General features: G+C 62.0%; 23 protein-coding genes. 13 read left to right on the top strand and 10 right to left on the bottom strand.

The annotated features are described in order from the left end of the window. The first annotated feature begins 2 nt into the window (after positions 1–2). The 4 genes from DCO57_RS11605 to DCO57_RS11590 all read left to right on the top strand — a co-directional run bounded on the left by DCO57_RS11605 (position 3) and on the right by DCO57_RS11590 (position 4,107). Positions 3–746 carry an aspartate/glutamate racemase family protein gene (locus DCO57_RS11605; RefSeq protein ID WP_116699063.1) on the top strand — a complete coding sequence of 248 codons (744 nt, stop codon included), beginning with the start codon at positions 3–5 and terminating at the stop codon, positions 744–746. A 97-nt stretch (positions 747–843) separates the two neighbouring features. Further along, positions 844–981, top strand: a complete 138-nt coding sequence (locus DCO57_RS23530; RefSeq protein ID WP_165814723.1) for a hypothetical protein — start codon at positions 844–846, stop codon at positions 979–981. 108 nt (positions 982–1,089) lie between these two features. Next, entirely contained in the window at positions 1,090–2,124 is a 1,035-nt protein-coding gene (locus DCO57_RS11595; protein WP_116699061.1) for an aspartate-semialdehyde dehydrogenase, read from the top strand. 342 nt (positions 2,125–2,466) lie between these two features. After that, on the top strand, positions 2,467–4,107 hold the full coding sequence (locus DCO57_RS11590; protein ID WP_208977906.1) for a methyl-accepting chemotaxis protein: 1,641 nt from the start codon (positions 2,467–2,469) through the stop codon (positions 4,105–4,107). Positions 4,108–4,227: 120 nt separating this feature from the next. Here the strand turns inward: DCO57_RS11590 and DCO57_RS11585 are convergent, their stop codons facing one another. The 3 genes from DCO57_RS11585 to DCO57_RS11575 form a co-directional block, all read right to left on the bottom strand. Continuing rightward, the gene (locus tag DCO57_RS11585; protein WP_244287930.1) at positions 4,228–4,881 is read right to left on the bottom strand and encodes a carbonic anhydrase; all 654 of its coding nucleotides are present in this window, start codon (positions 4,879–4,881) and stop codon (positions 4,228–4,230) included. 178 nt (positions 4,882–5,059) lie between these two features. Continuing rightward, positions 5,060–5,434, bottom strand: a complete 375-nt coding sequence (locus DCO57_RS11580) for a hypothetical protein (RefSeq protein ID WP_116699059.1) — start codon at positions 5,432–5,434, stop codon at positions 5,060–5,062. Between the two features lie 282 nt (positions 5,435–5,716). After that, entirely contained in the window at positions 5,717–7,714 is a 1,998-nt protein-coding gene (locus tag DCO57_RS11575; RefSeq protein WP_116699058.1) for a protein meaA, read from the bottom strand. A gap of 288 nt (positions 7,715–8,002) precedes the next feature. On the opposite strand from DCO57_RS11575, the gene ccrA reads away from it, so the two are divergent. Both ccrA and DCO57_RS11565 read left to right on the top strand, forming a co-directional pair. Continuing rightward, complete coding sequence (gene ccrA / locus DCO57_RS11570) at positions 8,003–9,298, top strand: crotonyl-CoA carboxylase/reductase (protein WP_116699057.1); 1,296 nt, start codon at positions 8,003–8,005, stop codon at positions 9,296–9,298. 498 nt (positions 9,299–9,796) lie between these two features. After that, complete coding sequence (locus tag DCO57_RS11565) at positions 9,797–10,327, top strand: CAP domain-containing protein (RefSeq protein WP_347876554.1); 531 nt, start codon at positions 9,797–9,799, stop codon at positions 10,325–10,327. An 81-nt stretch (positions 10,328–10,408) separates the two neighbouring features. Here DCO57_RS11565 and DCO57_RS11560 read toward each other — a convergent pair whose 3' ends face one another. Next, on the bottom strand, positions 10,409–10,867 hold the full coding sequence (locus DCO57_RS11560) for an SH3 domain-containing protein (RefSeq protein WP_165814722.1): 459 nt from the start codon (positions 10,865–10,867) through the stop codon (positions 10,409–10,411). 231 nt (positions 10,868–11,098) lie between these two features. Between DCO57_RS11560 and DCO57_RS11555 the strand changes: the two genes are divergently transcribed. Then, the gene (locus DCO57_RS11555) at positions 11,099–11,590 is read left to right on the top strand and encodes a hypothetical protein (protein ID WP_208977905.1); all 492 of its coding nucleotides are present in this window, start codon (positions 11,099–11,101) and stop codon (positions 11,588–11,590) included. Between the two features lie 49 nt (positions 11,591–11,639). On the opposite strand, the gene DCO57_RS11550 is transcribed toward DCO57_RS11555, so the two are convergent. Next, positions 11,640–12,371, bottom strand: coding sequence for a GH25 family lysozyme (locus tag DCO57_RS11550; RefSeq protein WP_116699055.1), 732 nt, complete (start codon positions 12,369–12,371; stop codon positions 11,640–11,642). A gap of 333 nt (positions 12,372–12,704) precedes the next feature. Between DCO57_RS11550 and xth the strand changes: the two genes are divergently transcribed. Beyond that, positions 12,705–13,514, top strand: a complete 810-nt coding sequence (xth, locus tag DCO57_RS11545) for an exodeoxyribonuclease III (protein WP_116699054.1) — start codon at positions 12,705–12,707, stop codon at positions 13,512–13,514. Between the two features lie 24 nt (positions 13,515–13,538). Here the strand turns inward: xth and DCO57_RS11540 are convergent, their stop codons facing one another. Continuing rightward, a complete protein-coding gene (locus tag DCO57_RS11540) occupies positions 13,539–14,513 on the bottom strand; it encodes an NADPH:quinone oxidoreductase family protein (RefSeq protein ID WP_116699152.1) in 975 nt (324 codons plus the stop codon). Between the two features lie 176 nt (positions 14,514–14,689). On the opposite strand from DCO57_RS11540, the gene DCO57_RS11535 reads away from it, so the two are divergent. Next, positions 14,690–15,235, top strand: coding sequence for an RNA methyltransferase (locus DCO57_RS11535; RefSeq protein WP_116699053.1), 546 nt, complete (start codon positions 14,690–14,692; stop codon positions 15,233–15,235). Positions 15,236–15,308: 73 nt separating this feature from the next. Here DCO57_RS11535 and DCO57_RS11530 read toward each other — a convergent pair whose 3' ends face one another. Beyond that, positions 15,309–16,304, bottom strand: coding sequence for a phytanoyl-CoA dioxygenase family protein (locus DCO57_RS11530; RefSeq protein ID WP_116699052.1), 996 nt, complete (start codon positions 16,302–16,304; stop codon positions 15,309–15,311). Between the two features lie 14 nt (positions 16,305–16,318). Here DCO57_RS11530 and DCO57_RS11525 point away from each other — a divergent pair, with 14 nt between their 5' ends. After that, positions 16,319–17,365 (top strand): LysR substrate-binding domain-containing protein, encoded by a 1,047-nt coding sequence (locus DCO57_RS11525; protein ID WP_133192660.1) that lies wholly within the window; start codon positions 16,319–16,321, stop codon positions 17,363–17,365. Positions 17,366–17,415: 50 nt separating this feature from the next. Here the strand turns inward: DCO57_RS11525 and DCO57_RS11520 are convergent, their stop codons facing one another. Next, on the bottom strand, positions 17,416–17,982 hold the full coding sequence (locus tag DCO57_RS11520) for a sigma-70 family RNA polymerase sigma factor (RefSeq protein WP_116699050.1): 567 nt from the start codon (positions 17,980–17,982) through the stop codon (positions 17,416–17,418). A gap of 320 nt (positions 17,983–18,302) precedes the next feature. Here DCO57_RS11520 and DCO57_RS11515 point away from each other — a divergent pair, with 320 nt between their 5' ends. Beyond that, positions 18,303–18,812, top strand: coding sequence for an invasion associated locus B family protein (locus tag DCO57_RS11515; protein WP_116699049.1), 510 nt, complete (start codon positions 18,303–18,305; stop codon positions 18,810–18,812). Between the two features lie 380 nt (positions 18,813–19,192). Continuing rightward, complete coding sequence (rlmN, locus tag DCO57_RS11510; RefSeq protein WP_116699048.1) at positions 19,193–20,416, top strand: 23S rRNA (adenine(2503)-C(2))-methyltransferase RlmN; 1,224 nt, start codon at positions 19,193–19,195, stop codon at positions 20,414–20,416. A gap of 161 nt (positions 20,417–20,577) precedes the next feature. Here the strand turns inward: rlmN and DCO57_RS11505 are convergent, their stop codons facing one another. Both DCO57_RS11505 and DCO57_RS11500 read right to left on the bottom strand, forming a co-directional pair. Beyond that, positions 20,578–22,764 (bottom strand): xanthine dehydrogenase family protein molybdopterin-binding subunit, encoded by a 2,187-nt coding sequence (locus DCO57_RS11505; protein ID WP_116699047.1) that lies wholly within the window; start codon positions 22,762–22,764, stop codon positions 20,578–20,580. 3 nt (positions 22,765–22,767) lie between these two features. Further along, positions 22,768–23,229: a (2Fe-2S)-binding protein gene (locus DCO57_RS11500; protein ID WP_116699046.1), complete on the bottom strand. Its 462-nt coding sequence runs from the start codon at positions 23,227–23,229 to the stop codon at positions 22,768–22,770. 180 nt (positions 23,230–23,409) lie between these two features. On the opposite strand from DCO57_RS11500, the gene DCO57_RS11495 reads away from it, so the two are divergent. After that, positions 23,410–24,018 carry a TetR/AcrR family transcriptional regulator gene (locus DCO57_RS11495; protein WP_116699045.1) on the top strand — a complete coding sequence of 203 codons (609 nt, stop codon included), beginning with the start codon at positions 23,410–23,412 and terminating at the stop codon, positions 24,016–24,018. The last annotated feature ends 34 nt before the right edge of the window (positions 24,019–24,052 follow it).

Below are 24,052 nucleotides of genomic sequence, written 5' to 3'. Positions count from 1 at the left end.
CGATGCAACTGCCCTTCAGACTCGATTGCGACACCCGGCAGAGAAAATCCCTCGGCCTGATCGTCCTGTCCGTGGACGAGACCATCGAGGCAGAGTTCCGCCCCCTGTTCTGCCGCGACGACGCGGCGCTCCATCACAGCCGGATCGAAAGCGCGCCCGAAGCAACATCGGCAACACTTGCACGCATGAAGGACCGCATTGCCGACGCAGCCCGCCTGCTGCCCGCAGCACGGCCGCTGGATGTCGTCGGCTTTGCCTGCACCTCCGGCGCGACCGTGATCGGCTCCGACCGGGTCGACGCCGCCGTTCGTTCCGTTCAGCCCGGGACCGTCGTCACGGATCCGGCCCGCGCCGTTGTTGCCGCTCTCGGTCATCTGAATGTGTCCCGGATCGGAATCGTCTCGCCCTATGTCGCCGAGGTTTCCGACGCCATATGCGCCTTGCTGGCGCAAAACGGACTGTCCCCCGTCAGCGTCGGCTCCTTCGGGCAGGCGGAAGAAGCCGTTGTCGCCAGGATTGCGCTCCCCTGTGTGGAAGATGCGATCTGCGCCGTGGGCAGCACGCCGGACGTGGAAGCCGTCTTTGCCTCCTGTACCAACCTGCGCTCCCTGGAGGTGATCGAGGCCTGCGAGCGGCGGCTCGGAAAGCCGGTCATCAGTTCCAATCTGGCTCTCGCCTGGCACATGATGACTCTCGCCGGCCTGTCCGTGAAAGGCGCCGGACCGGGGCGGCTCTTCAACAGGTGACGCGCGAATGTCGCCCGGAGCGGCTTTCCCGGTTGACTCCGGTGGATTTCCGGGCAAAAACAGCGCCGTCTCAAGTTTTGACGATTGCGAGCTTCCGATGATCCGGCTGAAAGCCGACATTCTGGATATCATGTCCAAGGCCCTTGCCAGCGCGACCTTCCTGCGCGGCGAGACCCGGACGGCTGCCGTAACCGCTCTTAAACACACAACCAAGACAACCAAGACCACCGCCTGACGGTGCCGCTCATCCCGCCTCCCCGGGGATGGGAGGTGCCGGGAGCCGGACACGCCCATCGAATTCGGGCTGCCGGTGATGCGGGGAGACGGACAAGGACTGATCCAAATGGGTTTCAAGATCGCAATCGCAGGCGCAACCGGCAACGTCGGCCGTGAAATGCTGGACATTCTCGCTGAACGCGGATTCCCGGCCGATGAAGTCGTCGCCCTGGCTTCACGCCGCTCTCAGGGAACGGAGGTCTCCTTCGGCGACAAGACGCTGAAGGTCCAGACGATGGAGAATTACGACTTCTCCGACACCGACATCTGCCTGATGTCCGCCGGCGGCACCGTTTCCAAGGAATGGGCACCGAAGATCGCCGCCAAGGGCTGCGTCGTCATCGACAATTCCTCCGCATGGCGCTACGATTCGGACGTACCGCTGATCGTTCCGGAAGTCAACGCGGACGCCATCACCGGTTTTTCCAGAAAGAACATCATCGCCAACCCGAACTGCTCGACCGCGCAGCTCGTCGTGGCGCTGAAGCCGCTGCACGATCACGCGAAGATCAAGCGCATCGTCGTCTCCACCTATCAGTCCGTGTCCGGCGGCGGCAAGGACGCGATGGAAGAACTGTTCAACCAGACCCGCGCCATTTTCGTCAACGATCCGATCGAGCCGAGCAAGTTCACCAAGCGCATCGCCTTCAACGTCATCCCGCATATCGATGACTTCATGGAAGACGGCTACACCAAGGAAGAATGGAAGGTGCTGGCCGAAACCAAGAAGATGCTCGACCCGGCCATCAAGGTGACCTGCACCGCCGTGCGCGTACCGGTTTTCATCGGCCATTCGGAAAGCGTGAATATCGAATTCGAAAACGAGATCACGGCAGAGGAAGCGCGCAACATCCTGCGTGAGGCGCCGGGCTGCCTGGTGATCGACAAGCAGGAAGACGGCGGATACATCACGCCGTATGAAAGTGCCGGTGAGGATGCGACCTATATCTCGCGCATCCGCGAGGACGCGACAATCGAGAACGGTCTCAACCTGTGGGTCGTGTCCGACAACCTGCGAAAAGGCGCTGCACTCAACACCGTTCAGATCGCCGAAGTGCTGGTCAACCGCGGCCTGATTTCGCCGAAGAAGGCAGCAGCCTGAGGTCTTGCCAAAATATCTGACCGGCTTCCAGGACAACTCCGCCTGAATGCCACTGATCCAGCGGGCGCTCTCCGGCGCCCGCTTTTCTTTTGCCCCCCGCGCCATGACGCAGATGCATTTTTCACATTTCACCCTTTATCTCGTTGTTTACGTTAGGAAATATACCTCCCGTCGCAGAATTTCAGAGAGCAACCTAAAGTGTAAGTAGTTCTGACTATGTTTACCTCTCAGTGATAAACAATAAAAAAAATATCCAGAGGTCCGAAAATGAAAAACTTTTATTCTCGCCTAAGCATAACGTCAACTCTTGCTATAGTTGCAACAGGACTACTTGTCACATCCATGTTTGTGGTCGGTGTCATCCTCTATCAGGTCGCCCTGGGACAGGCCCAGGACGCGGCCCTGAAGAAACAGGACGTCAATCTGCGTGTGGCAGCAACACTACTGGAAGAGCGCATCGAGGGCGCCCGGGTCTCCTGGGATGCTTCCGGGAACGTTTCGAAGATCGAACTGGCCGCCATTCCCGGCTTCGAAGATCACGACATGATCGACGTGATCGGCCGCATGACGGGCGAGACGGCAACCGTCTTCGCCTGGGATCCGGAAACCAGGGATTTCTGGCGCAAGTCCACCAACATCATCAAGGGTGACGGCAACCGCGCAGTCGGTACGCCGCTCGGTCAGAAAGGTGCCGTCTATCCTGTCGTGACGAAGGGGGATACCTTCCACGGCGAGGCGACCATCCTCGGCAAGGACTATTACACCGTCTATCAGCCGATCTTCGCCAGCAAGGGTGACATCATCGGCATCCTCTATGCAGGTGTCGAAAAGGCGGCCGTGCAGGCCAATGTTGCCGAACTCATGAACCGCTACATTATCTGGGCGCTGCCGGTCATGGTAATCTCCATGCTCCTGCTGACCTACGCGATCCGTCTGCAGATGCGTCCGGTGACACAGCTCGCCGAAATCACCGGCGAAATCGCCCGGGACAATCTGGATATCGAGGTGCCTTATGAAGGCCGTACCGACCAGATCGGTATTCTGGCGAAAGCGGTCACCACGCTCAGATCGCGCGCCATTGAACGCCTTGAGCTCGCCGAGCAGCAGCAACAGTCCGAAGCGGCAGCCCTGGGGCGGCAGAGCACCGTGCAGGACCTGATCAGCACCTTCCGGAGCAATGTTTCCAACGTTCTGAATTCCGTGAACGAAACCGTCCACGGCCTTGAAGGCACCGCTGGCCGTCTGTCGGACCTCTCCGGCCAGAGCGCCTCCAGCGCGACAGAGACCCTGAGCTCCGCCGATGAAGCGACATCCAGCGTCCAGACCGTGGCGAGCGCCGCCGAGGAGCTGTCCGCCTCCATCGGCGAGATCTCCCGCCAGGTGTCCCAGACCACCGAAGTTGTCGGCCGAGCCACCGAAGGCACGCGGATCACCAACGAGAAGGTCGAGGGTCTGGCGGCCTCCGCCTCGAAGATTGGTGAGGTGGTCACGCTCATTCAGGCGATTGCCGAGCAGACCAATCTCCTGGCGCTGAACGCCACGATCGAGGCGGCCCGGGCAGGCGAGGCCGGCAAGGGCTTTGCGGTTGTTGCCTCGGAAGTGAAGGAGCTGGCCACACAGACGTCCCAGGCGACCGAGGAAATCAGCGCCCAGATCACGGCGATCCAGGAGGCCACCAAGGAATCGGTCAGCGCCATCGCGGAGATCACGACGATCATGCAGGAAGTCAATACCTACACCGGCACCATCGCGGCAGCAGTCAACGAACAGGGATCCGCCACCGGCGAGATTTCGCAGAATGCCCAGAAGGCCGCCGAGGGGACCACTTTCGTGTCCTCGCGCATGTCGGATCTCTCCGGCACCGTGAACCAGACGTCGGATTCTTCCCAGGAGGTCCTGGACGCATCCGGCCTGCTCGCGTCCCGCACGGATGAATTGAAGCAGGAAGTCGAGAACTTCCTCAGGAGCGTCGAAGCGGCCTGATAGCGCCCCGCGACAAACCTGGACAGAAAAAAGCGCGGTGGCCGGTCGGCCATCGCGCTTTTTCGTTTCCGGACCCGGTCGATCCGGAAGCGCTCCGCCTACCCCGCCGACGACAGCATGTCAGTCCTCTGTGACCTCGGGCTCCGCCTTTTCGAACCGCTGGCTCTCCGGGTCCATCACCCGCAGTTCGCCCGAACCGATGTCGAACCACGCCCCGTGCAGCTCCAGCGAGCCGTCGCGAACGGCCTCCTGGACAAAGGGAAAGGTCATCAGGTTCTTCAGCGACTGACGGATACCCGCATATTCCATGGCAAGCTGCGGATCGTCCGCCTTGTCGATCGGCATGCAGGCCATGGCGATGGCCGCCGGTTCCAGAAGCTTGATCCAGCGGCCGATGAACTTGCCGGTCGACAGCGGTGCATTGGCGTTTTTACGGAACGCCGTCACCCCGCCGCACTGACCGTGTCCCATGATGACGATATGTTTGACGCTGAGTCCCTCGACGGCGAATTCGATCGCCGCGCTGGTCCCGTGCTGGCCTTCCGTGTCCTCGTAGGGCGGCACCAGATTGGCGACGTTGCGGACCACGAACAGCTCCCCCGGCCCGACATTGAAAATGCCTTCCGGCGTCACCCGGCTGTCACAGCAGGAAATCACCATGACCTCGGGCGTCTGGCCGTAGAGCGCCAGACGCTCATGGGTTTCCTTGTTGCGAACGAAGCCCTTGCCCAGGTAACGGCCGTAGCCTTCCAAGAGATGTTCCGGAAATTTCAAGATCCTTGCCTCCAATCACGCAAAAGCTTCCCTGGTGCGGCCCGGGGTCTTCCTGAGCGCCATTGATAAGGGCTGGTGACCGGCAGGCCAAGGACTTTCGGAGACTGAAACCCGGATGTGCGACGGGGTCCGACACCGCCCCAACGGGCGGATCCCCGCGAACGAACCGCGGGACCGGTCAGGTCGCCACGTTCACCTCATGCGGCAATTCGTCTTCGGCATGTTCCTCATAGGCGTGACGCACACTGCCTGCCGGAAGCCGGTCGACCGGCCCGGGCAGCGGATTCACCGGTCCGTGGTCGATGCCCGGCTCGAGCACTTGCAGCGCCGCCGCCTGATAGGCGGCAACACCATCCAGCGTGTGGTTCACGAGATGATGGGCGTCAACGAGAACGGCCGGATTGTCATCGGCCTGTCTGCTGTCCGGTTCCTGGCGCTCTGCGAGGTCACTTTTTCTGCGGTCGTGACCGGTTCCATCCCCGTCCCGGTCCGCCGGATACTCTGTCGCATGCGCCACGACCTGGGCCGATTGCGGCCTTTCGATCGTCGCCATTCGGGCCTCCTGGCCTTCACAGAATTGCCGCCTTCTGGCGGAACCCCTCCAGTTTCTCAACAAACAGTTAACAAAGCTTTACATCAGGTTAACCCGCTGTTCCCCTGAAGAGATTCAGCACCGGAACACAAGATCTCACAGCAAGCCACCTTGGCCGAACCCGGGAACGGAGCCGCTGTTGCCCGGTCGCCCAAAGCAGTCGGCAGGTTTCACCGGCAAGCTGCTTGCCCTCTTCTGCGTTCGCGCAGCACAGGAAGGCAACCGGCAACGCCCCGGAAGAATCTAGGCCGCCTGCCCGGACCTGCCGCCGACAATCCTCGCAACGTCGGCCATGATGTCCGTGAGCTGGAAATCCTTCGGCGTATAGACTGCCGCAACACCCATGGCCTTCAGCCGTCCGGCATCCTCGTCGGGAATGATCCCGCCGACGACGACGGGAATATCGTCGGCTCCTGCCGTCCGCAGCCGCTCCATGACATCCCCCACCAGCGCCAGATGCGAGCCGGACAGGATGGACAGACCGATGACATGCACGTCCTCTTCCACCGCCGCATTGACGATCTGCGCAGGCGTCAGCCGGATGCCTTCATAGACGACCTCCATGCCGCAGTCGCGCGCCCTGACCGCGATCTGCTCCGCACCGTTGGAATGCCCGTCGAGTCCGGGCTTGCCCATCAGGAATTTCAGCCGGCGACCAAGCCTGTCGCTGACCGCCTCAACCACGCTGCGGACCGCCGCCAGATCGCCCGCATCGTTGCGCACCGCCTGGCCGACCCCCGTGGGAGCCCGGTATTCGCCGAAGACATCGCGCAGCACACGCCCCCATTCGCCGGTTGTCACCCCGGCCTTCGCCGCCGCGATGGACGGCTCCATGATGTTGCGGCCGTCCCGCGCGGCGCTTTCCAGATCTGCCAGAGCCGCTTTCACGGCCGCCGCATCGCGCGCTTCGCGCCAGGCAGCGAGCTTGCCGACCGCCTCTTCCTCCACATGCTCCGGCACGGTCAGGATCGCCCCGCCCTCTCCGCCGGCAAGCGGAGACGGTTCGCTGTCGGTCCATCGGTTGACCCCGACGACGACCTGCTCTCCGGCCTCGATTGCCGCCAGCCGTGCCGAATTGGCTTCCACGAGCTGTCGCTTCATGTAGCTGGAATCGACAGCGGCGACAGCTCCGCCCATGGCGTCGATACGGGCAAGCTCCTCCCGTGCCTCGTCCTTCAGGGCCTCGACCTTTTTCGTGATTTCGGACGAACCCTCGAAAATGTCGCCATATTCCAGAAGATCGGTCTCATAGGCAACGATCTGCTGCATGCGGAGCGACCATTGCTGGTCGAACGGCCGGGGCAGGCCCAGCGCCTCGTTCCAGGCCGGCAGCTGCACCGCGCGGGCGCGGGCATTCCTGGAAAGCACCACGGCAAGCATTTCGATCAGGATGCGATAGACGTTGTTTTCCGGCTGCTGCTCGGTCAGGCCCAGGGAGTTCACCTGAACCCCGTAGCGGAAGCGCCGGTAGCGCTCGTCCTCGACGCCGTAGCGCTCCTGACAGATCTCGTCCCACAATTCGGTGAAGGCGCGCATCTTGCACAGCTCGGTGACGAACCGCATGCCCGCATTGACGAAGAAGGAGATCCGCCCCACGGCCTTGGGAAAATCCTCATCCGGGATGGCACCGCTCGCCTTCATGGAATCGAGAATTGCGACTGCCGTTGCCAGGGCGAAGGACAGTTCCTGCACCGGCGTCGCGCCCGCTTCCTGCAAATGGTAGGAGCAGACATTCATCGGATTCCATTTCGGCATGTTGGAATAGGTCCAGGCGATCACGTCCGTCGTCAGCCTGAGAGACGGCGCCGGCGGAAACACATAGGTGCCCCGGGACAGATATTCCTTGATGATGTCGTTCTGCGTCGTGCCGGAAAGCAGCTTGCGGTCCGCGCCCTGTTCGTCGGCCGCGGCGATATAGAGCGACAGCAGCCAGGGGGCAGTCGCATTGATCGTCATGGAGGTGTTCATGCGCTCCAGCGGGATTTCATGAAACAGGGCGCGCATGTCGCCCAGATGGGCCACCGGCACCCCCACCTTGCCCACTTCCCCGCGCGCCAGAAGATCATCGGGATCGTAGCCGGTCTGTGTTGGCAGGTCGAAGGCCACCGACAGGCCGGTCTGACCCTTGGCAAGATTGCCACGGTAGAGCTTGTTCGATTCAGCGGCGGTCGAATGACCCGCGTAGGTCCTGAAAATCCAGGGACGGTCCCGTCCCGCACCGCTGCCACCTTCTGAACTCATGCCGCTACTCCTCCTAAGGCATTCTACCGCCTGATTTTTTGTGTTTAAGCGCACCCTTCGAGCCGGTTTTTCCCGTTCCTGCAAAAGTGTGCAGGAGTTTGCACAGCTGCGAAACCCCTAATGTGCAATGCAAAATATGCTTGGAGTCAAAACGCAAGTTAAGCAATAGTCGTATAGAGTGCGACACAATTTTGAACAATAGTTGCGCAAAATCGGGTTCATGCCCGGCAAAGCCTTGTGCACTTGCGAAGTGGCGCGGCAAACGACAGCCCGGGGAGGGGGACAGGAATGACGACAGCAGCCGAAGCCAATGACAACCGAACACGTGAGGACGCTCCGGTGAAAGATCTTTATGAAATCGGTGAGATCCCGCCGCTCGGACACGTTCCGAAGAACATGTATGCCTGGGTCATCCGGCGTGACCGCCACGGCCCGCCGGAACAGGCCATGCAGCTTGAGGTCGTGCCGACCTGGGAGCTGGACAGCCATGAGGTTCTGGTCCTCGTGATGGCCGCCGGTGTCAACTACAACGGCATCTGGGCCGGCCTTGGCGAGCCGATCAGCCCCTTCGACGGCCATGGTGCAGACTATCATATCGCCGGATCGGACGCCGCCGGCATCGTCTGGGCGGTCGGCGACCGGGTCAAGCGCTGGAAGGTCGGCGACGAGGTCGTCGTCCATTGCAATCAGGACGACGGCGACGACGAGGAATGCAACGGCGGCGACCCGATGTTCTCCACATCCCAGCGCATCTGGGGCTACGAGACCCCGGACGGTTCCTTCTCGCAGTTCACCCGGGTACAGGCGCAGCAGCTCATGCCGCGGCCGAAGCACCTGACCTGGGAGGAAAGCGCCTGCTACACGCTGACGCTCGCCACCGCCTACCGCATGCTGTTCGGCCATCACCCGCATGAACTCAAGCCGGGCCAGAACGTTCTGGTCTGGGGGGCCTCCGGCGGTCTCGGCTCCTATGCCATCCAGCTCATCACCGCCGCGGGCGCCAACGCCATCGGCGTGATTTCCGAGGAGGACAAGCGCCAGTTCGTCCTCGATCTCGGCGCCAAGGGCGTCATCAACCGCAAGGACTTCAACTGCTGGGGCCAGCTCCCGAAGGTCAATTCGGCCGAATACGCCGAATGGTTCAAGGAAGTCCGCAAGTTCGGCAAGGCGATCTGGGACTTCACCGGCAAGGGCAACAATGTCGACATCGTCTTCGAGCATCCCGGCGAGGCGACCTTCCCGGTCTCGACCTTCATCTGCAAGAAGGGCGGCATGGTCGTGATCTGCGCGGGCACCTCCGGCTTCAACTGCACCTTCGACGTCCGTTACATGTGGATGCACCAGAAGCGCCTGCAGGGCTCCCATTTCGCCCATCTGAAACAGGCTTCGGCTGCCAACAAGCTGATGATCGAGCGGCGGATCGACCCCTATATGTCCGAGGTCTTCCCCTGGGACCAGATCCCGAAGGCCCACACCAAGATGTGGAAGAACCAGCATGCGCCGGGCAACATGTCCGTTCTCGTCTGCGCCCCGACCACCGGCCTGCGCACCTTCGAGGATGTGCAGGAGGCCGCCAACCGCTGATCCTGCGGATTGTGCCCTCCGCCCGTCGGCGGATGCCCGAAAAGCTCCCGAAAGGCTGTTCTGCAGCCGGACCAGCCCGCTCCGGCGGGCTGGTCATCTGTTCTGCGCCCCGGTTCTCCTGAACCGCTGACGGCGGCATTTGCAGCCACACGGCGTGGCCGACCCGGCCGCAGAACGTGAAACCGGCATGAGACGCGCTGTCCTTTGCCCATATCCCCACACCTGGGCGGGGCTGGTGAATGCTGTCATGACACCCCCGGGGCTTTCCCGATCGGTCAATTGCACAGGTGCAGCGAAAGCGCCTCACCGCGCATCACGTTACTTCGTGTGTTGCGAAAACTGTCTCCGGTCAGGGAGAGCGGACATTTTCGCAAGACGGTCGAGCGGGAGCTTGTTCACCGCATTCGCCGGATCGCCGCAATTCTGCTCACTTGTCGTCCCATCACCGTCCCGGCTGGGGCGAATCATCCTCCCGGCAAACGCGGGATGTTCAAAACCTTGGCTGACACTCTTATCGGTTATCGATCGCTGATGCTCGCTGGCGTTCTGGCGCTCGGTCTCGCGGCCTGCACGGGCGAGCGCATCCAGACACCTTCCTTCTATCAGGATCTTGCCCGGGTCGATGGCCAGGTGGATGCCGCCACGGCTGCCCAGATGATTTCCCAGTACCGGATCAACAACGGCCTCGCTCCGGTAACGCCCGACGCGCAGCTGTCCGCCATCGCCAGCTCCCAGGCCGACGCCATGGCGGCCGCAGGCACCGTGAAGGCCTCCCTTGCGGGCGGCCAGCAGCTGGCCACCCGCATGAGATCCATAGGCGAACCGAAAACCGCGGCTTCGGAAAATGTCAGCGCCGGCTACCGCACCTTCGCCGAAGCCTTTTCGGGCTGGCGGGAATCGCCGAAGCACAACGAGGTTCTGCTCATGAAGGATGCCACGCGGCTCGGCATCGCCACCGCCTATGCGCCCAATGCCAAGCACAAGGTGTTCTGGTCGCTGGTGATGGCCGCGCCCAGACCGGCGCAATAACCGGCCTGCGGATTTCCGGCTTTCAGAGCGCCTCGCGTTCAAGCGCACTCACGCAGGTCCGGAAGTCGCCCGAAGCAGGCTCTAGTAGACCTGATGCTCGAAATACCGCGGCGGATAGCCCGGATAGCGTGGCCGGTAGGGCGCGGGACGCGCCGGCTGGACCGGCTCCACCACCACGACCGGCGGACGGTCGTAGATCGGATAATCGCGGTGATAGCGCGGCACCCCGAGATAGATCCCCGCACTGGGGATCGGACGTCCGTAGTAGATGCCCTCACCGCCATAGCTGAGATATCGGCCCGAGACCCAGCCCTTCACATTGGTAAAGGCGGCATCGCACCATCTGAAATCGGCGGTACAGCCGAAGATGGTCACACCACCGCCACGCGGAATGGTGGTGAGGATCTGGTAGTTGGTCCCCGGACCGGTACGCATGTTGAGATTGGCGGTCGTATAGGCGATCGCCGGACGGGACTGGGCGGCTGCGGGCAGGGCCGTCAGGACCACCGCGATCAACGACAGCGTCAACCGGATCAACATATTCAAAACTCCGAAATTTCGTGCCCCGACACTCCAGAGAAATGCGTATACAACGTGGCGAAAATATAACGCTGCATGCTTCCTCCGACTTGCCTCTCGCCACATCATTGCTCACGGAGCTTGTGTCCGGCTTGCGTTCCCGGCCTGGATGGGGGCAGATGCGAAACGGTTCCACGCCGGAAACCGGTCTTCAATTGCAAAACAACGGGCAAGATCACGGGGCAGAGCAACATGCAGAAATTTCATTTCATCGCGGTGATTCTTGCCGCGCTGGTGCCGGGGCTTGCCGCAGGCACCCTGCCGGCAGCCGCTTTCGACGCCCATGCCGGTTACTATTACCCCGAGCCTCAAACGCGGGAGGTCTATGTCTCCGGCCTTGCCGCCGCGCCGGACACCGGCAAGAAATCGCGAGCGGCCTTCGTCATCGGTCTGGCGGGCCAGCAACAGGAGCGCAATCACATCATCGGCTACCACCTTTTCGCCAAGGGGACCGACCTTGAAAAGCTGATCATCGTGGCAACCGGAGACGGCCAGTACGACACCCTGTACCGGCTGCGCGCCCTGCTGGCTTCCCTGACCTCCATGGCCCGTTCGACCGAAATCTTCGCACGTTCAGACCAGCCGCAGGATCTGAATTTCCTCGATTTCTGCAAACTGATCGGCTTCACCCAGGTCACGCTCAGCAATGGCAGGGACGTGGCCCACCAGATCGCGGTTCAATAGACCGCACGGCTCCCCGAGAACACGCCCCGAAGGCCGAAACCGCCCGCGCTCAGCGCTTGAGCTTGCCGTTCAGCCAGTCACGGAACTGGGACTTCGTGCCGAAGAAGGCATTGCGGTCCACTTCGCCGCGAATGCCGGGCACGGTTCCTTCCGCCGTATACTGCCAGAACACCCAGTCCTCGCGCTGATCGTAGATGTTGTCCGGATAGGTGGCGACGGAGCGGAGCCAGAATTGTTCGCCCTTGAGCGCCCCGACCAGCCGGTCGCGGTGAAAATCGACGGAGGAATAGATCACCGGCCGCTTGCCGTAGTGCTTTTCCATCTCGTCCAGAAAGATCTTCATGTCGCGGAGAATCTGCGGCCGCTCCGGCCGCGTCCGGCAGGTCTTGGAATGCGCGTTCCATTCCATGTCCAGAACCAGCGGCAACGCCTTCGGGTCCACCGGAACGATCTCCTTGACCCAGGCGATCTGCTCCTCAACGGGGCGGCAGAAATAGTAGAAATGATAGGCCCCGCGCGGAACCCCGGCCTGGCGGGCGGCCACCCAGTTGTCGACAAAGCGTGGATCCACGTGATCGCCGCCTTCCGTCGCCTTGATCCAGGCGAAGGCCACACCGGACTTTTTCGCCCTCTGCCAGTCGATATCCCCCTGCCAGCGCGAGATGTCGATCCCGTGGACGGCAAAATCCTCCGGAGTCGGATCGGGAAAATCATAAGCTGTACAGGAGCCTAAAAAAATAAATCCAACGATTGAACAAAATGTCTTGATCAGGGGCAGCACAGCGTCCTCGACAAGGTTAAGAAAAGCTTGTTTTAACGGCTCAAAATGCCTGTGATTTCCTAACGGAGCGTGGACAAAATCACGATTTATTCGCAAAGGTGCCCGGGCATTTGTGCCTTCAGCACTGATTAGGGCGCGATTGCGGCGGCCCGAAGACCAGACGGTGCAAGGCCGGATGAACGCGGCCTGCCCTTTCGGAGAGCTCCGGCCATCGGAACCAGGAGGCAGCGGAGCTCTCCGTGCGGCAGGAGTGTCCGGTCTGCAAAGTCATTGCACTCCCCGGTCAAATCCTTATGACTCGGAAGATCTCAGTCTCTCTCCGGCAAGGATCACATGACCGACCGCCTCAAGCTTGTTACCTGGAATATCAACTCCGTGCGTTTGCGCATGCCGATCGTCGAGCAATTGATAGAGGAAACCGCCCCGGATGTGATCTGCCTGCAGGAAACCAAGTGCCCGGACGCGAATTTCCCGGAAAACGCCTTCCGCAAGGCCGGTTATGAGCACATGGCCATCAACGGCCAGAAGGGCTACCACGGGGTGGCGACGCTCTCGCGCCGGCCGCTGAGCAACATCGAAAAACGCGGTTTCTGCGACATGGGCGACAGCCGCCATGTGGCCGTGGACGTTCCCTTCAACGGATCCAGCCTGCGCGTGCATAATTTCTACGTACCCGCCGGCGGCGACGAACCGGACCGCACGATCAATCCGAAATTCGGCCACAAGCTCGATTTCATGGCCGAGATGCAGGACTGGCTGCAGGGCGAGGAGACGGCGAAACCGGCCGTCCTCGTCGGCGACCTCAATGTCGCGCCCTTCGAGCATGACGTCTGGTCTCACAAGAAACTGCTCAAGGTGGTCTCCCACACCCCGGTGGAAACCGAACTGCTGGAGGAAATCCGCAAGGCCGGCGGCTGGCTGGACGCCATGCGCCAGTTCACGCCACTGGACGAAAAACTCTACACCTGGTGGAGCTACCGGGCGAAGGACTGGTCGAACGCCGACAAGGGCCGCCGCCTCGACCACGTCTGGGTGTCCGCCCCGCTGGCACCGCACATCAAGGGCACGACCGTCCTGCGCGACGCCCGCGGCTGGGAAAAGCCGTCGGACCACGCGCCGGTGATCGCGGAATTCTCGGTGTGATCCCTCAGTCGGCCCGTCCTGTCGTCAAGGCGTGACGATCACCTTGCCGCGCACCCGGCGCGCGGCAATTTCCTCCAGGGCTTCGGCGACCTGTTCCAGCGGGTAGACCGCATGGACATGCGGTTTCAGCCTGCCCTCGCGGACCCAGTCCAGCAATTGCGCCATGTTCTTCCGCTGTCCGTCCGGATCCCGGGTCAGCGCCTCGCCCCAGAAGACGCCGCGCATGTCGCAGCCCTTGAGAAGCAGCAGGTTCAGCGGGATCTTCGGGATGTCCCCGGACGCGAATCCGACCACCAGGAAACGGCCCTCCCAGGCGGTCGCCCTCAGGGCCTGTTCCGACAGCTCACCACCGACGGGATCGTAGACCACATCGACACCCCTGCCGCCGGTCAGTTCCTTCAGCGTCTCTTTGAGATTCTGCCGGGAATAATCGAGCGTCTGGTGAGCGCCGAGCGATTCCGCAAAGGCCAGCTTTTCCTGCGACGAGGCGCAGGCAATCACCGTGGCGCCCATGATCGCGGCGATCTCGACAGCCGCCTGGCCGACCCCGCCCGACGCCCCGAGCACCGCCACGGTTTCCCCGGCACGGAGCCCTGCCCTGTCGCGATAGGCATGCAGCGTCGTGCCGTAGGTCACCATCAGGCCCGCGGCGGTTTCGAAGGCAACCTCCTCCGGCAGCGGCACCAGATCCTGCGCGCGCACAGCAACCTTCTCCCGCGCAGCCCCCCAGCGCATGTACCCCATCACCCGGTCCCCGGGGCGGAACGCGGTCACGCCCTCCCCGGCCGTCTCCACGACCCCGGCGAATTCGGCGCTCGGTGAAAACGGCAGCTCCGGCCTGAACTGATACTTTCCCTGAATGATCAGGGTATCGAAGAAATTCAGCGCACAGGCCCGTACCCGCACCACAACCTCGCCCGGCGCGGCCACCGGCTCGGGAATATCCTCGACGACGAGATCCGAAGCAGGACCCAGGGACTTGCAAAGACAGGCTTTCACGACGACCTCCTGAAGCGGAAACGGGACGGGCACGTTAGCAACGGGCACCCGTCGCAGAAATAGGCTTTCCGGATAAGCCGTGCGCCATGCGCGGGCCGGCCGTGACCGGCGAGCCTTTCGGCCCCGCCGACTTTCCGCTATGAGGCCTTGAGCAGCAGGAACAATGGAAAGACAGAATGCGCGGATATTTTGCGGTCGGGGCGGAAGGCCTCTCCAAACGGATGAACCTCGGCACGCTGATGCGCTCCGCCCACGCCTTCGGCGCGAACTTCTTCTTCACCGTCGATGCGGACCAGAAGCTCCGCAAGGCGCCGCCCTCCGACACTTCCAAGAGCCCGGGCCATCTGCCGGTGTTCACCTGGGACAGTGTCGACACCATGGACCTGCCCAGGGGCTGCCAGCTCGTGGGCATCGAACTGACGGACGACTCCATCGATCTGCCGAGTTTCGGACACCCGCTGCAGGCCGCCTATGTGCTCGGACCGGAACGCGGCTCGCTGTCACCGCAGATGCTGGAGCGCTGCGACCATGTGGTGAAGATCCCGACCAGTTTCTGCATCAACGTCGCCATGGCCGGCGCCATCGTCATGTATGACCGCCACAGGGCCCTCGGCCGCTATGCGGACCGCCCCCTGACCGCTGGCGCGCCCAAGGTGGAGCGCCCCAGGCATGTCTCCGGCGGCCCGATCATGCGTTCAGGCAGGAAAGTGCCGGGAACGTGACTCTCCCGGTCCCGTGGCTTCCAGCATGCAATGGAAACACCGGGGCGGCCCCGGGTAAATTCAAGGACGCTCCTCAACACACCGCGGCATCGTTCCAGCGTCTGTCTTCAAAGATCCGACCTCCATGCTGACCGGACAGAACCCGCTCGCGCGCACTGTCCCATGATGCAGCCCAGGCCTGGGCATCGTGCAGTTCCTGCAGAGGGTTTGACCTGCTTCGCGCGACAAAGCCGGGAAATGCCGGGCGGCCACTCTCCTGTCCGATGGGATGGAAACGCAGATCCATGCTCCAGCGCAGGTTTTGCGACAAGTTGGGCAACGCCCGATGGACGTTCATCTTGTGGAACAACACCGCTCCGCCCTTCCTGACGGGCAATGGCACACCCGCGCGTCCCTGCATGAGCTTGTCCGGCACCTGCGGCTCGCTGGCAATCGCGTCATTGGAGCAATGCGTCTTGGGACCTTCGCGATGGGAGCCCGGGATCGACACCAGGCAGCCGCTTTCGATGCTCGCGTCGCTGATCGCCAGCCAGACAGTCAACTGCTCGGTTTCATCTGCCTCAGGGAACAGGGCCACGATGTCCTGATGCCAGGTTGTTGCTCCCACATTCGAATGACCGGCCAACGCATCGCTGAGCTGCTTTTCCGGTGGCTTCATCCGCATTTGCTGCACCGGACTGGCATAGATCTCCGGGCCGATGATGGCCTCGACAACATTCAGGATTCTCGGGTGGCGCATCAAGTGGAATGCCGCCGGACCACTGTGCATGTGAAAGGTCGAGGCATCTATGTCTTCGTTCAACAGGGGCAGGGAGATATTCAGAAATTGATGCAGATCCGGATATTCCGAAATGATCCGGGCATATCGGGCCCCGAATTCCAGATCGGCATATTCATCTGCAATGTCGCCTTGCAGGTACAGACGTTTCGCATGTTCATCCAGCGCCGCATCATATTCCTGCTCTATGGCTTCCAGATCTTCGGCCGGCACAAGGTTGTCCAAGACAAGAAAACCATTTTCCTGAAACGACACAATCTGTTCTGCCGAGAGCGCAGGTTCACGGACCATAAGAGTATCCCCAGTTGAAACGCCAGGCGGCGTGTTCCTTGAATGCTTGCGAGATTGACATCGCCATTGTCGCCAATCAAACGTATTCTCAAGCGTCTAAGACCCCCGTTTTTTCGTGTCTCGGACCCTCTTCAAATTCCGGGAAGGAACATCGAATGGCGAGCAGACTCCCTCCTCTACCGGCCTTGCAGGCATTTGAAGCCGCCGCACGACACGAAAACTTCGCCGCCGCCGCGGTCGAGCTGAATCTGTCGCAATCAGCGGTAAGCCATCGGGTGCGCAGTCTGGAGCAACATCTCGGTTTCCTGTTGTTCGAGCGGCTTCCGCGCGGATTGCGACTGACGGAAGCCGCCAAGGCCTATCTTCCTTCGGTCCGGCAGGCCTTCGACGATATCCTCAGCGCGACTTCAGGCGTTTTCGGGCGAAGCGGAAGAACGACACTGAACATTCGTGCTCCCATCAGCTACGCAACACTGTGGCTTGCTCCGCTCGTGGACCGCTTCGTGAAGGAGTTTCCTCACGTTGAGGTAAGCATCTCGAGTTCAATCTGGGTAGAAAGACTGGCCACCGGCGGAACAGACGTCGAAATCCGGATTGGCCGCGGACATTGGACCGGATACGAGGCGGAGCTGCTCTTCAAGGATGCGCTTGTGCCTGTCTGTTCCGTGTCGGCGGCCGAAAGCATGGGTGCGTCCGCCGAACCCGCAGATCTGGCTGATCGGCCCCTGGTGCATCTGATGGGAATCGAAGACTACTGGGCCAGGTATTTCGAGCAATTTGGCATCGACCGCAAAAGACGGCCGGTTGATATCGGAGTGGATTCCGCGATGACTTCGGCCGAACTGGCCGCCTCCTCGCACCGTATTGCAATTCTGCACCAGACACTCGCCACGGCCTATGTAAGACAGGGGCGTCTGGCCGTCGCGGCCAGGGGGCGGGTGTTACCGGGGGAGGCGATGTATTTGCTGATACCCGGAAAATCGGACCAGCGAAACCCGGATGCGATCCTGTTCGAGAAATGGCTCCGGGCGGAAACCAGGCAATCGGACCCAGACATGTAATGAAAGCGGTGCTTTGATCTCCCCCTGCTCAGGCCGGCAGGAAAAGCCGCCTAATCCACATCGACCGCCTCGTCGGCTTCCAGAAGCTGACGCAACCTGCCGAAGGCGAGGCGGATACGGGATTTGACCGTTCCCAGCGGCAGTCCGGTCTCCTCCGCGATCTCGCTGTGCGACTGGCCGATGAAAAACGCCAGCCGGACCACCTGCCTCTGTTCGTCGGGTAATTGCCGGAGCGCGGCCTGAACGCGGGTTTCCCGCAGGCGTGCGTCCATTTCGTCGGCCACATCCGGCAGCGGCACCGGCTGCAGGGCCGGCTCTTCCGGATCGAGTTCGGCGGTCTTCTGCCGCCGCAGACGGTCGATGCGCCGATTTCGCGCGATACGGAAAAGCCAGGTGCTGGCGGAAGATTTTTCCGGGTCGAACAGGTGCGCCTTGCGCCACAGCGTGACCATCACGTCCTGGGCAACATCCTCGGCAACCCCGGCCTCAGCCCCCTGCCTCATCAGATAGCCCTTCAGGCGTGGAGCGAAATGATCAAACAATTCAATGAAGGCAGCCTTGTCCCGCTCCGCCGCGACCTTGACGATGAGTTCGGAATAATACTGCGTATTCGCCAATGGCTGCCAAACTCCCTGTCGACACGGCGGTCATGACGAATCTTTAGCAGGTTCGCCGGTTTTCGAAAGGGGGATGAGCCACTCCGCCACACTCTTGCCGTGATTAACCGCAACAGCCTGTGGTATGCGTTCCTGGAAATGACCCCCTTCGGGAGGTCTGTCCCCTGACATGACAAAAAGAGCGTCGAAAATTCAAAAAGCCAATTGTCACGGCTTCAACCCTTTCGTAACCCGCTTTAAGTTATCATTAAAGCAAGGTTTATATGTCAAACGGCAATTGAATTGAATTCGACGGAAACTCAAAGCCAAACGGTGTGGAGATGATGAAAGCAAAATCGCTGGTTCTAGCCCTTGCAGGTCTGGCCGTTTCGAGTGCAGTGGCTTTCGCGCAAACCCCGACGCTTCTGAAGCAGCATAACGATTGGGCGGCCTATGCATTGACCAGCGGCAGTGGCAAGGTCTGCTACGCGCTGACCAAGCCGACCACTCTGCTTCCCGGGGATCGCAATCACGGGGACGTCTTCTTCTTCGTGACGACCCGTCCGGCGGAAGGCGTCAGCTCCGAACCCAGCCTGCTTGTCGGCTATCCCTTCAAGGACAAGTCCTCTGTGACCGTCGACATCGACGGCAAGGGCTTTACGCTGTTCACCAACAATGACGGCGCCTGGGTGGAAAATGCGGCAACCGAAGCGCAGCTCGTCGCCGCCATGAAGGCGGGCCGGGAAATGAGCGTGAACGGCGAATCCAGCCGCGGCACCCGGACAACCTACAAGTTCTCGCTGTCCGGCGTGACGGCGGCGATCAATACCGCCAGCCAGGCCTGCAAGTAACAGGCCTGCCGCCCTTCGCGAACGGGACCGACCCGGCCGGACGTGTCCGGTTCCCCGGCATTCATCCGAATGCGGGCGGATCCGGCACCGGGCCGGGTTTTGCGCTCTGATGCGCGGGATGCTGCATGGCACCCCTGCAGTCCGCAAAGCTTGATTTTCCCCGCCGTTTGTGGTTTTGGAAGCGGACGGGGTTCCTGCGTCCGATTGACTGTGGGCAGGATGTTCCGACACATTGAAAGCGATCAACCTTCAAACTTCCCATCGTTTCCGGTCGGAAGAGCGTTGATCTTGGGTTTCAGCCTGCTTGTCAGGTGCCCGGCCGCCGCGTCCGGAAACGGGATGCGCCTCGACGAGAGCCGGACAAAAAAACGGATCACGACATGGCGATTACCCTCGACATCGCGCGGGACAATCCGAATGCGCAGACGGTTCCAGCCGCAGCCTCCCCGCTGCTTGGCGAGGACAAGCCGGGGCTGATCGGTCTCAGCCGCGAGGAACTGGGCGAGGCGCTCGGCACGATCGGCGTGCCGGAAAAGCAATGGCGCATGCGGACCTCCCAGCTCTGGCACTGGCTGTATGTGCGCGGCGTGTCCGATTTCGCGCAGATGACCAATATCGCCAAGGATCTGCGCCAGAAACTCGCCGAGAATTTTTCCATCGCCCGTCCGGAAATCGTCTCCGAGCAGATTTCCGTCGACGGCACCCGCAAGTGGCTGTTCCGCTTTCCCCCGCGCGGCGCCGGCCGTCCGGTCGAGATCGAGACCGTCTACATTCCCGAGGAAGGCCGCGGCACCCTGTGTGTCTCTTCCCAGGTCGGCTGCACCCTCACCTGCACCTTCTGCCACACCGGCACCCAGAAGATGGTCCGCAACCTGACGTCCGAGGAAATTCTCGCGCAGATCCTTCTGGCGCGGGACCGTCTCGGCGACTTTCCGGAGGCCCACACGCCCCAGGGCGCCATCGTCCCTTCCGAGGGACGGCTGGTCACCAACATCGTCATGATGGGCATGGGCGAACCGCTCTACAATTTCGACAACGTCAAGAAAGCACTGCTGATCGCCTCCGACGGCGACGGCCTGTCGCTCTCCAAGCGCCGCATCACCCTGTCGACCTCCGGCGTCGTGCCGGAAATCTTCCGCACCGGTGACGAGATCGGCTGCATGCTGGCGATTTCCCTGCATGCAGTCCGCGACGACCTGCGCGATGTGCTGGTGCCGATCAACAAGAAGTGGAATCTCGAAGCCCTGCTGGACGCCTGCCGCAACTATCCGGGCCTGTCCAACGCCAAGCGCATCACCTTCGAATATGTGATGCTCAAGGACGTCAACGACAGCAACAGGGATGCACTGGATCTGGTCCGCCTGCTCAAGGGCATTCCGGCCAAGATCAACCTGATCCCCTTCAACCCCTGGCCCGGCTCGGAATACGAATGTTCCGACTGGGAGCGGATCGAGGAATTCGCCGACATCGTCAACCGTGCCGGCTACGCCTCTCCCATCCGCACCCCGCGCGGCCGCGACATCTTCGCCGCCTGTGGCCAGCTCAAGTCCGCATCGGAACGCATGCGCAAGAAGGACAGGGACGCGCTGGCGGCTCAGAATTAAAGCCGCGGCCTATCCGGAACGCCGTCCCGGCCTCGAGCCGGGACCTGCTAGCAGAAGAGGGTAAAGGTCCCGGCTTGACGCCGGGACGGCCAGATCCATGCGCGCGACGCAAAAGGCCGCCCCGGGGGACGGCCTTTCTTTCGTTTCAGGCGACCTTCAACTCACACGAGCCCCGCCTTCGACAACGGCAAACTCGTGATCCATTCGCCCTTCGCCGAAGCGATGGCGTTGGCGACGGCCGGGCCGATTGGCGGTGTGCCCGGCTCGCCGATGCCGGTCGGCGGTTCGTTCGAGGCGACGATATGCACCTCGACTTCCGGCATGTCGGACATCCTCAGCGGTTCGTAGGTGTCGAAATTGGTTTCCTCGACCACCCCGTCCACCAGCGTCACCTGGTTGCGCAGGACCGCACCCAGGCCGTAACCGATACCGCCTTCCACCTGGGCAACGATGTTGTCCGGGTTGACCGGCGTGCCGCAATCGACCGCGGCGGTCACCTTCTCCACCTTCACGGTCCCGTCGTCGCGGAACGAGATTTCCGCCACTTCCGCCACATAGGAGCCGAAGGACTTGTGCACGGCCACGCCCCTGTAACGGCCGTCGGGAAGCGGCTGATCCCAACCGGCCTTTTCGGCGGCAAGCCTCAGGACATGCGCCTTGCGCGGATCGTCCCGGATCAACTCCAGCCGATAGGCCACCGGATCCTTGCCCGCTTCCTTCGCCAGCCGGTCGATCATGGTTTCCATGACGTAGGCCGTGTGGGTGTGGCCAACCGACCGCCACCACAGAACCGGAACCTGGGTTTCCTGGTAGGCAAGATCCATGTTCATCAGCGGGAAGGCGTAGGAGGTGTCATGCGCCCCCTCGGTCATGGAGTGATCGACACCGTCCTTCATGAGCACGGCTTCGAACGCGGTGCCCTTGACGATCGATTTGGCCGCGATGTTGTACTGGAACGCCGTGACGTTGCCCGCCGCATCAAGGCCCACCCTGATCCGGTGCGCCGACATGGGCCGGTAATATCCACCCGTCATGTCGTCTTCACGGGTCCAGACGATCTTCACAGGCGCGGGCGCCATGCCGGCCGCCTGCATGGCTTTGCCCAGTGTTGCGATTTCCGCGACCGGATGGGCGTCCGCCTGGGCACGCCGGCCGAAGGAGCCGCCGGCCCAGAGCGTGTTGATCTTCACGTTCTGGAAGGGGATGCCAAGCACGGCCGCCGCCACGTTGTGGTCGATGGTCTGGATCTGGGATCCGAACCAGAATTCCGCGGTCTCTCCGTCGAACATCATGGCAATATCGAGCGGCTCCATCGCGCCATGGGCCAGCAACGGAAAGTCGTAGTCGGCCTCAATCACTTTCGCCGAGGCCTCCAGCGCCGCGGCGACATCGCCGTCCTCGCGCACCTTCACCGGCGGCGAGACCGTCATCTCCTTGAGTTCGGCGATCATGGCATCGCTCGACCGGGTCTCGGCCGCGCTGTCGTCCCACTCGATTTCCAGCAGGGACCGGCCCCTGATCGCCGGCCATGTGCTTTCGGCGACGACGGCGACGCCGTTCGGGATCTGCAGCACCCTGACGACACCGGGAACCTTCATCGCTTCCCCCGCATCGAACGACTTGACCTTGCCGCCGAAGCGCGGCGCCCTGGCGACCGTCGCCACCAGAAGACCGTCCCGCTGAAAATCCATCGTGTAGGTGTTCGGCGCGCCGGCGGACTTGTTCTTCACGTCAAGGCGCGGAAAGGACTTGCCGATATAGACCCACTGGTCCGGCGTCTTCAGCACCGGCTCGGCCGGAACCTCCTCAGCGGCGGCAAGGCCCGCCAGCGCGCCCAGCGTCGCGGAGTCGCCCGACCCGTGCGAGACGACACCCTTGGAGACGGTGATCTCACCGACAGGAACGCCCCACGCCTTTGCGGCGGCAGCCACGATCATGGCTTTTGCCGCCGCACCGGCCTGGCGATACTGCATGAAGGAATTGGCCATGGCCGTGGAGCCGCCCGTGCCCTGCACACCGAAGAGCGAGTTGGCATAGACCTGCGGATCGGATGGCGCGAATTCGACCGTGACCTGGTCGTGCGCCGCATCGAGTTCGTCGGCAACCAGCGTCGCGAGGCCGGAGGCCGTCCCCTGCCCCTTGTCCAGATGCTTGGACAGCACCACCACGGTGTTGTCCGGACGGATATGCACGAACGGCTGGATGAATTCGCCTTCTGCCGCCGAGGCGGCGGATCGCGGCAGGTTCATTGCCAGAACGAGCCCGCCAATGGCGCCCGCCGACGCCTTAAGAAAGGTCCGGCGACTCGGTTGCGCGGCCGCAAGAGGCTTTTGCAGGAGATGCAACATGGCTCAGGCCTCCATCTTGTCGGATGCAAGGTGGATCGCCTTGCGGATACGGGCATAGGTGGCGCAGCGGCAGACATTGCCGTCCATCGCCGCGTCGATGTCATCGTCCGTCGGCTTCGGCGTATCGGCCAGAAGCGCGGCGGCGGCCATGATCTGGCCGGACTGACAGTAGCCGCACTGCGGAACCTCCAGTTCCTGCCAGGCGGCCTCGACCGCTTGCGCGGCCTTGCCGTTGATCCCTTCGATCGTGGTGATTTCCGCCCCTTCGACGTCTCCCACCATGGTCTGGCAGGACCGGATCGGCATTCCGTCCAGATGGACGGTGCAGGCCCCGCAGGAGGCAATGCCGCAACCGAACTTCGTTCCGGTCAGCTTGAGTTCGTCGCGCAGCGCCCACAGTAGCGGGCTGTCGGGATCCGCGTCGAGCGCGCGCTTTTCCCCGTTGATTGAAAGTGTAATGGACATCTGAAGACATCTCCTTTGGCTGGCCTGATCTGGCTAAAGGATGTAAACTATACCGTGTAGTATACTTATCGGCTGCGCATCTGTAAACGCCCTAGTTTACACAGGACTCGATTTTTGGGATGAAAGGGAGCGGGAGCCGTCCCCCGACAAAATTCTGCAAGCGGAGAACTCGCAACAGGCATGTCCGTATCAGACCGGAAAAAAAAGCAGATCATTGAAGCCGCGATCGCGGAATTTCAGGACAAGGGCTATGCCGGCGCAAGCATGGACCGGATCTCCGAACGGGCACAGGTCTCCAAGCGGACGGTCTACAACCACTTCGAGAGCAAGGAAGTGCTCTTCCACGAGATCAACCAGTTTCTCGTCGATCAGGTGAACTCCGCCCTGGAGATTCCCTACGACAACACGAAGCCGGTCCGCGACATGCTGATCGAGCTGGGCTGGGCGGAAGGCGCGCTGCTGATCAATCCCTGCTTCATGAACCTTGCCCGCATGGTGATGAGCGAGACGATCCGCGACCCTGCCCTGGCAGCGGACATGGACGATCGCATGACCCTTCAGTCCGATTTCGAAGCCGTTCTGAAGCGGGCAACCGAGGAAGGCCGGCTGTCCGTGGACGATCCGGCCGTCGCGGCAAAACAGTTCCTCGGCCTGATCAAGTCCCGCGGATTTTTCCCGAATCTCTACGCCGCCCGGGTTCCTGACCGCGAGGAGGTCGACAAGATCATCACCGAGAGCGTGGACATGTTCCTGGCGAAATACGGCAAGGAAGCGGACCGGTCGCAGTGAAACCGGCGAACATCGATCGGACCGGACGACCCTC

The sequence above is a fragment of the Labrenzia sp. 011 genome (assembly GCF_003075075.1).
GTDB lineage: Bacteria > Pseudomonadota > Alphaproteobacteria > Rhizobiales > Stappiaceae > Roseibium.
The sequence above is the reverse complement of the archived record's forward strand: the minus strand, read 5'-3'. Positions and strand labels throughout refer to the sequence as shown.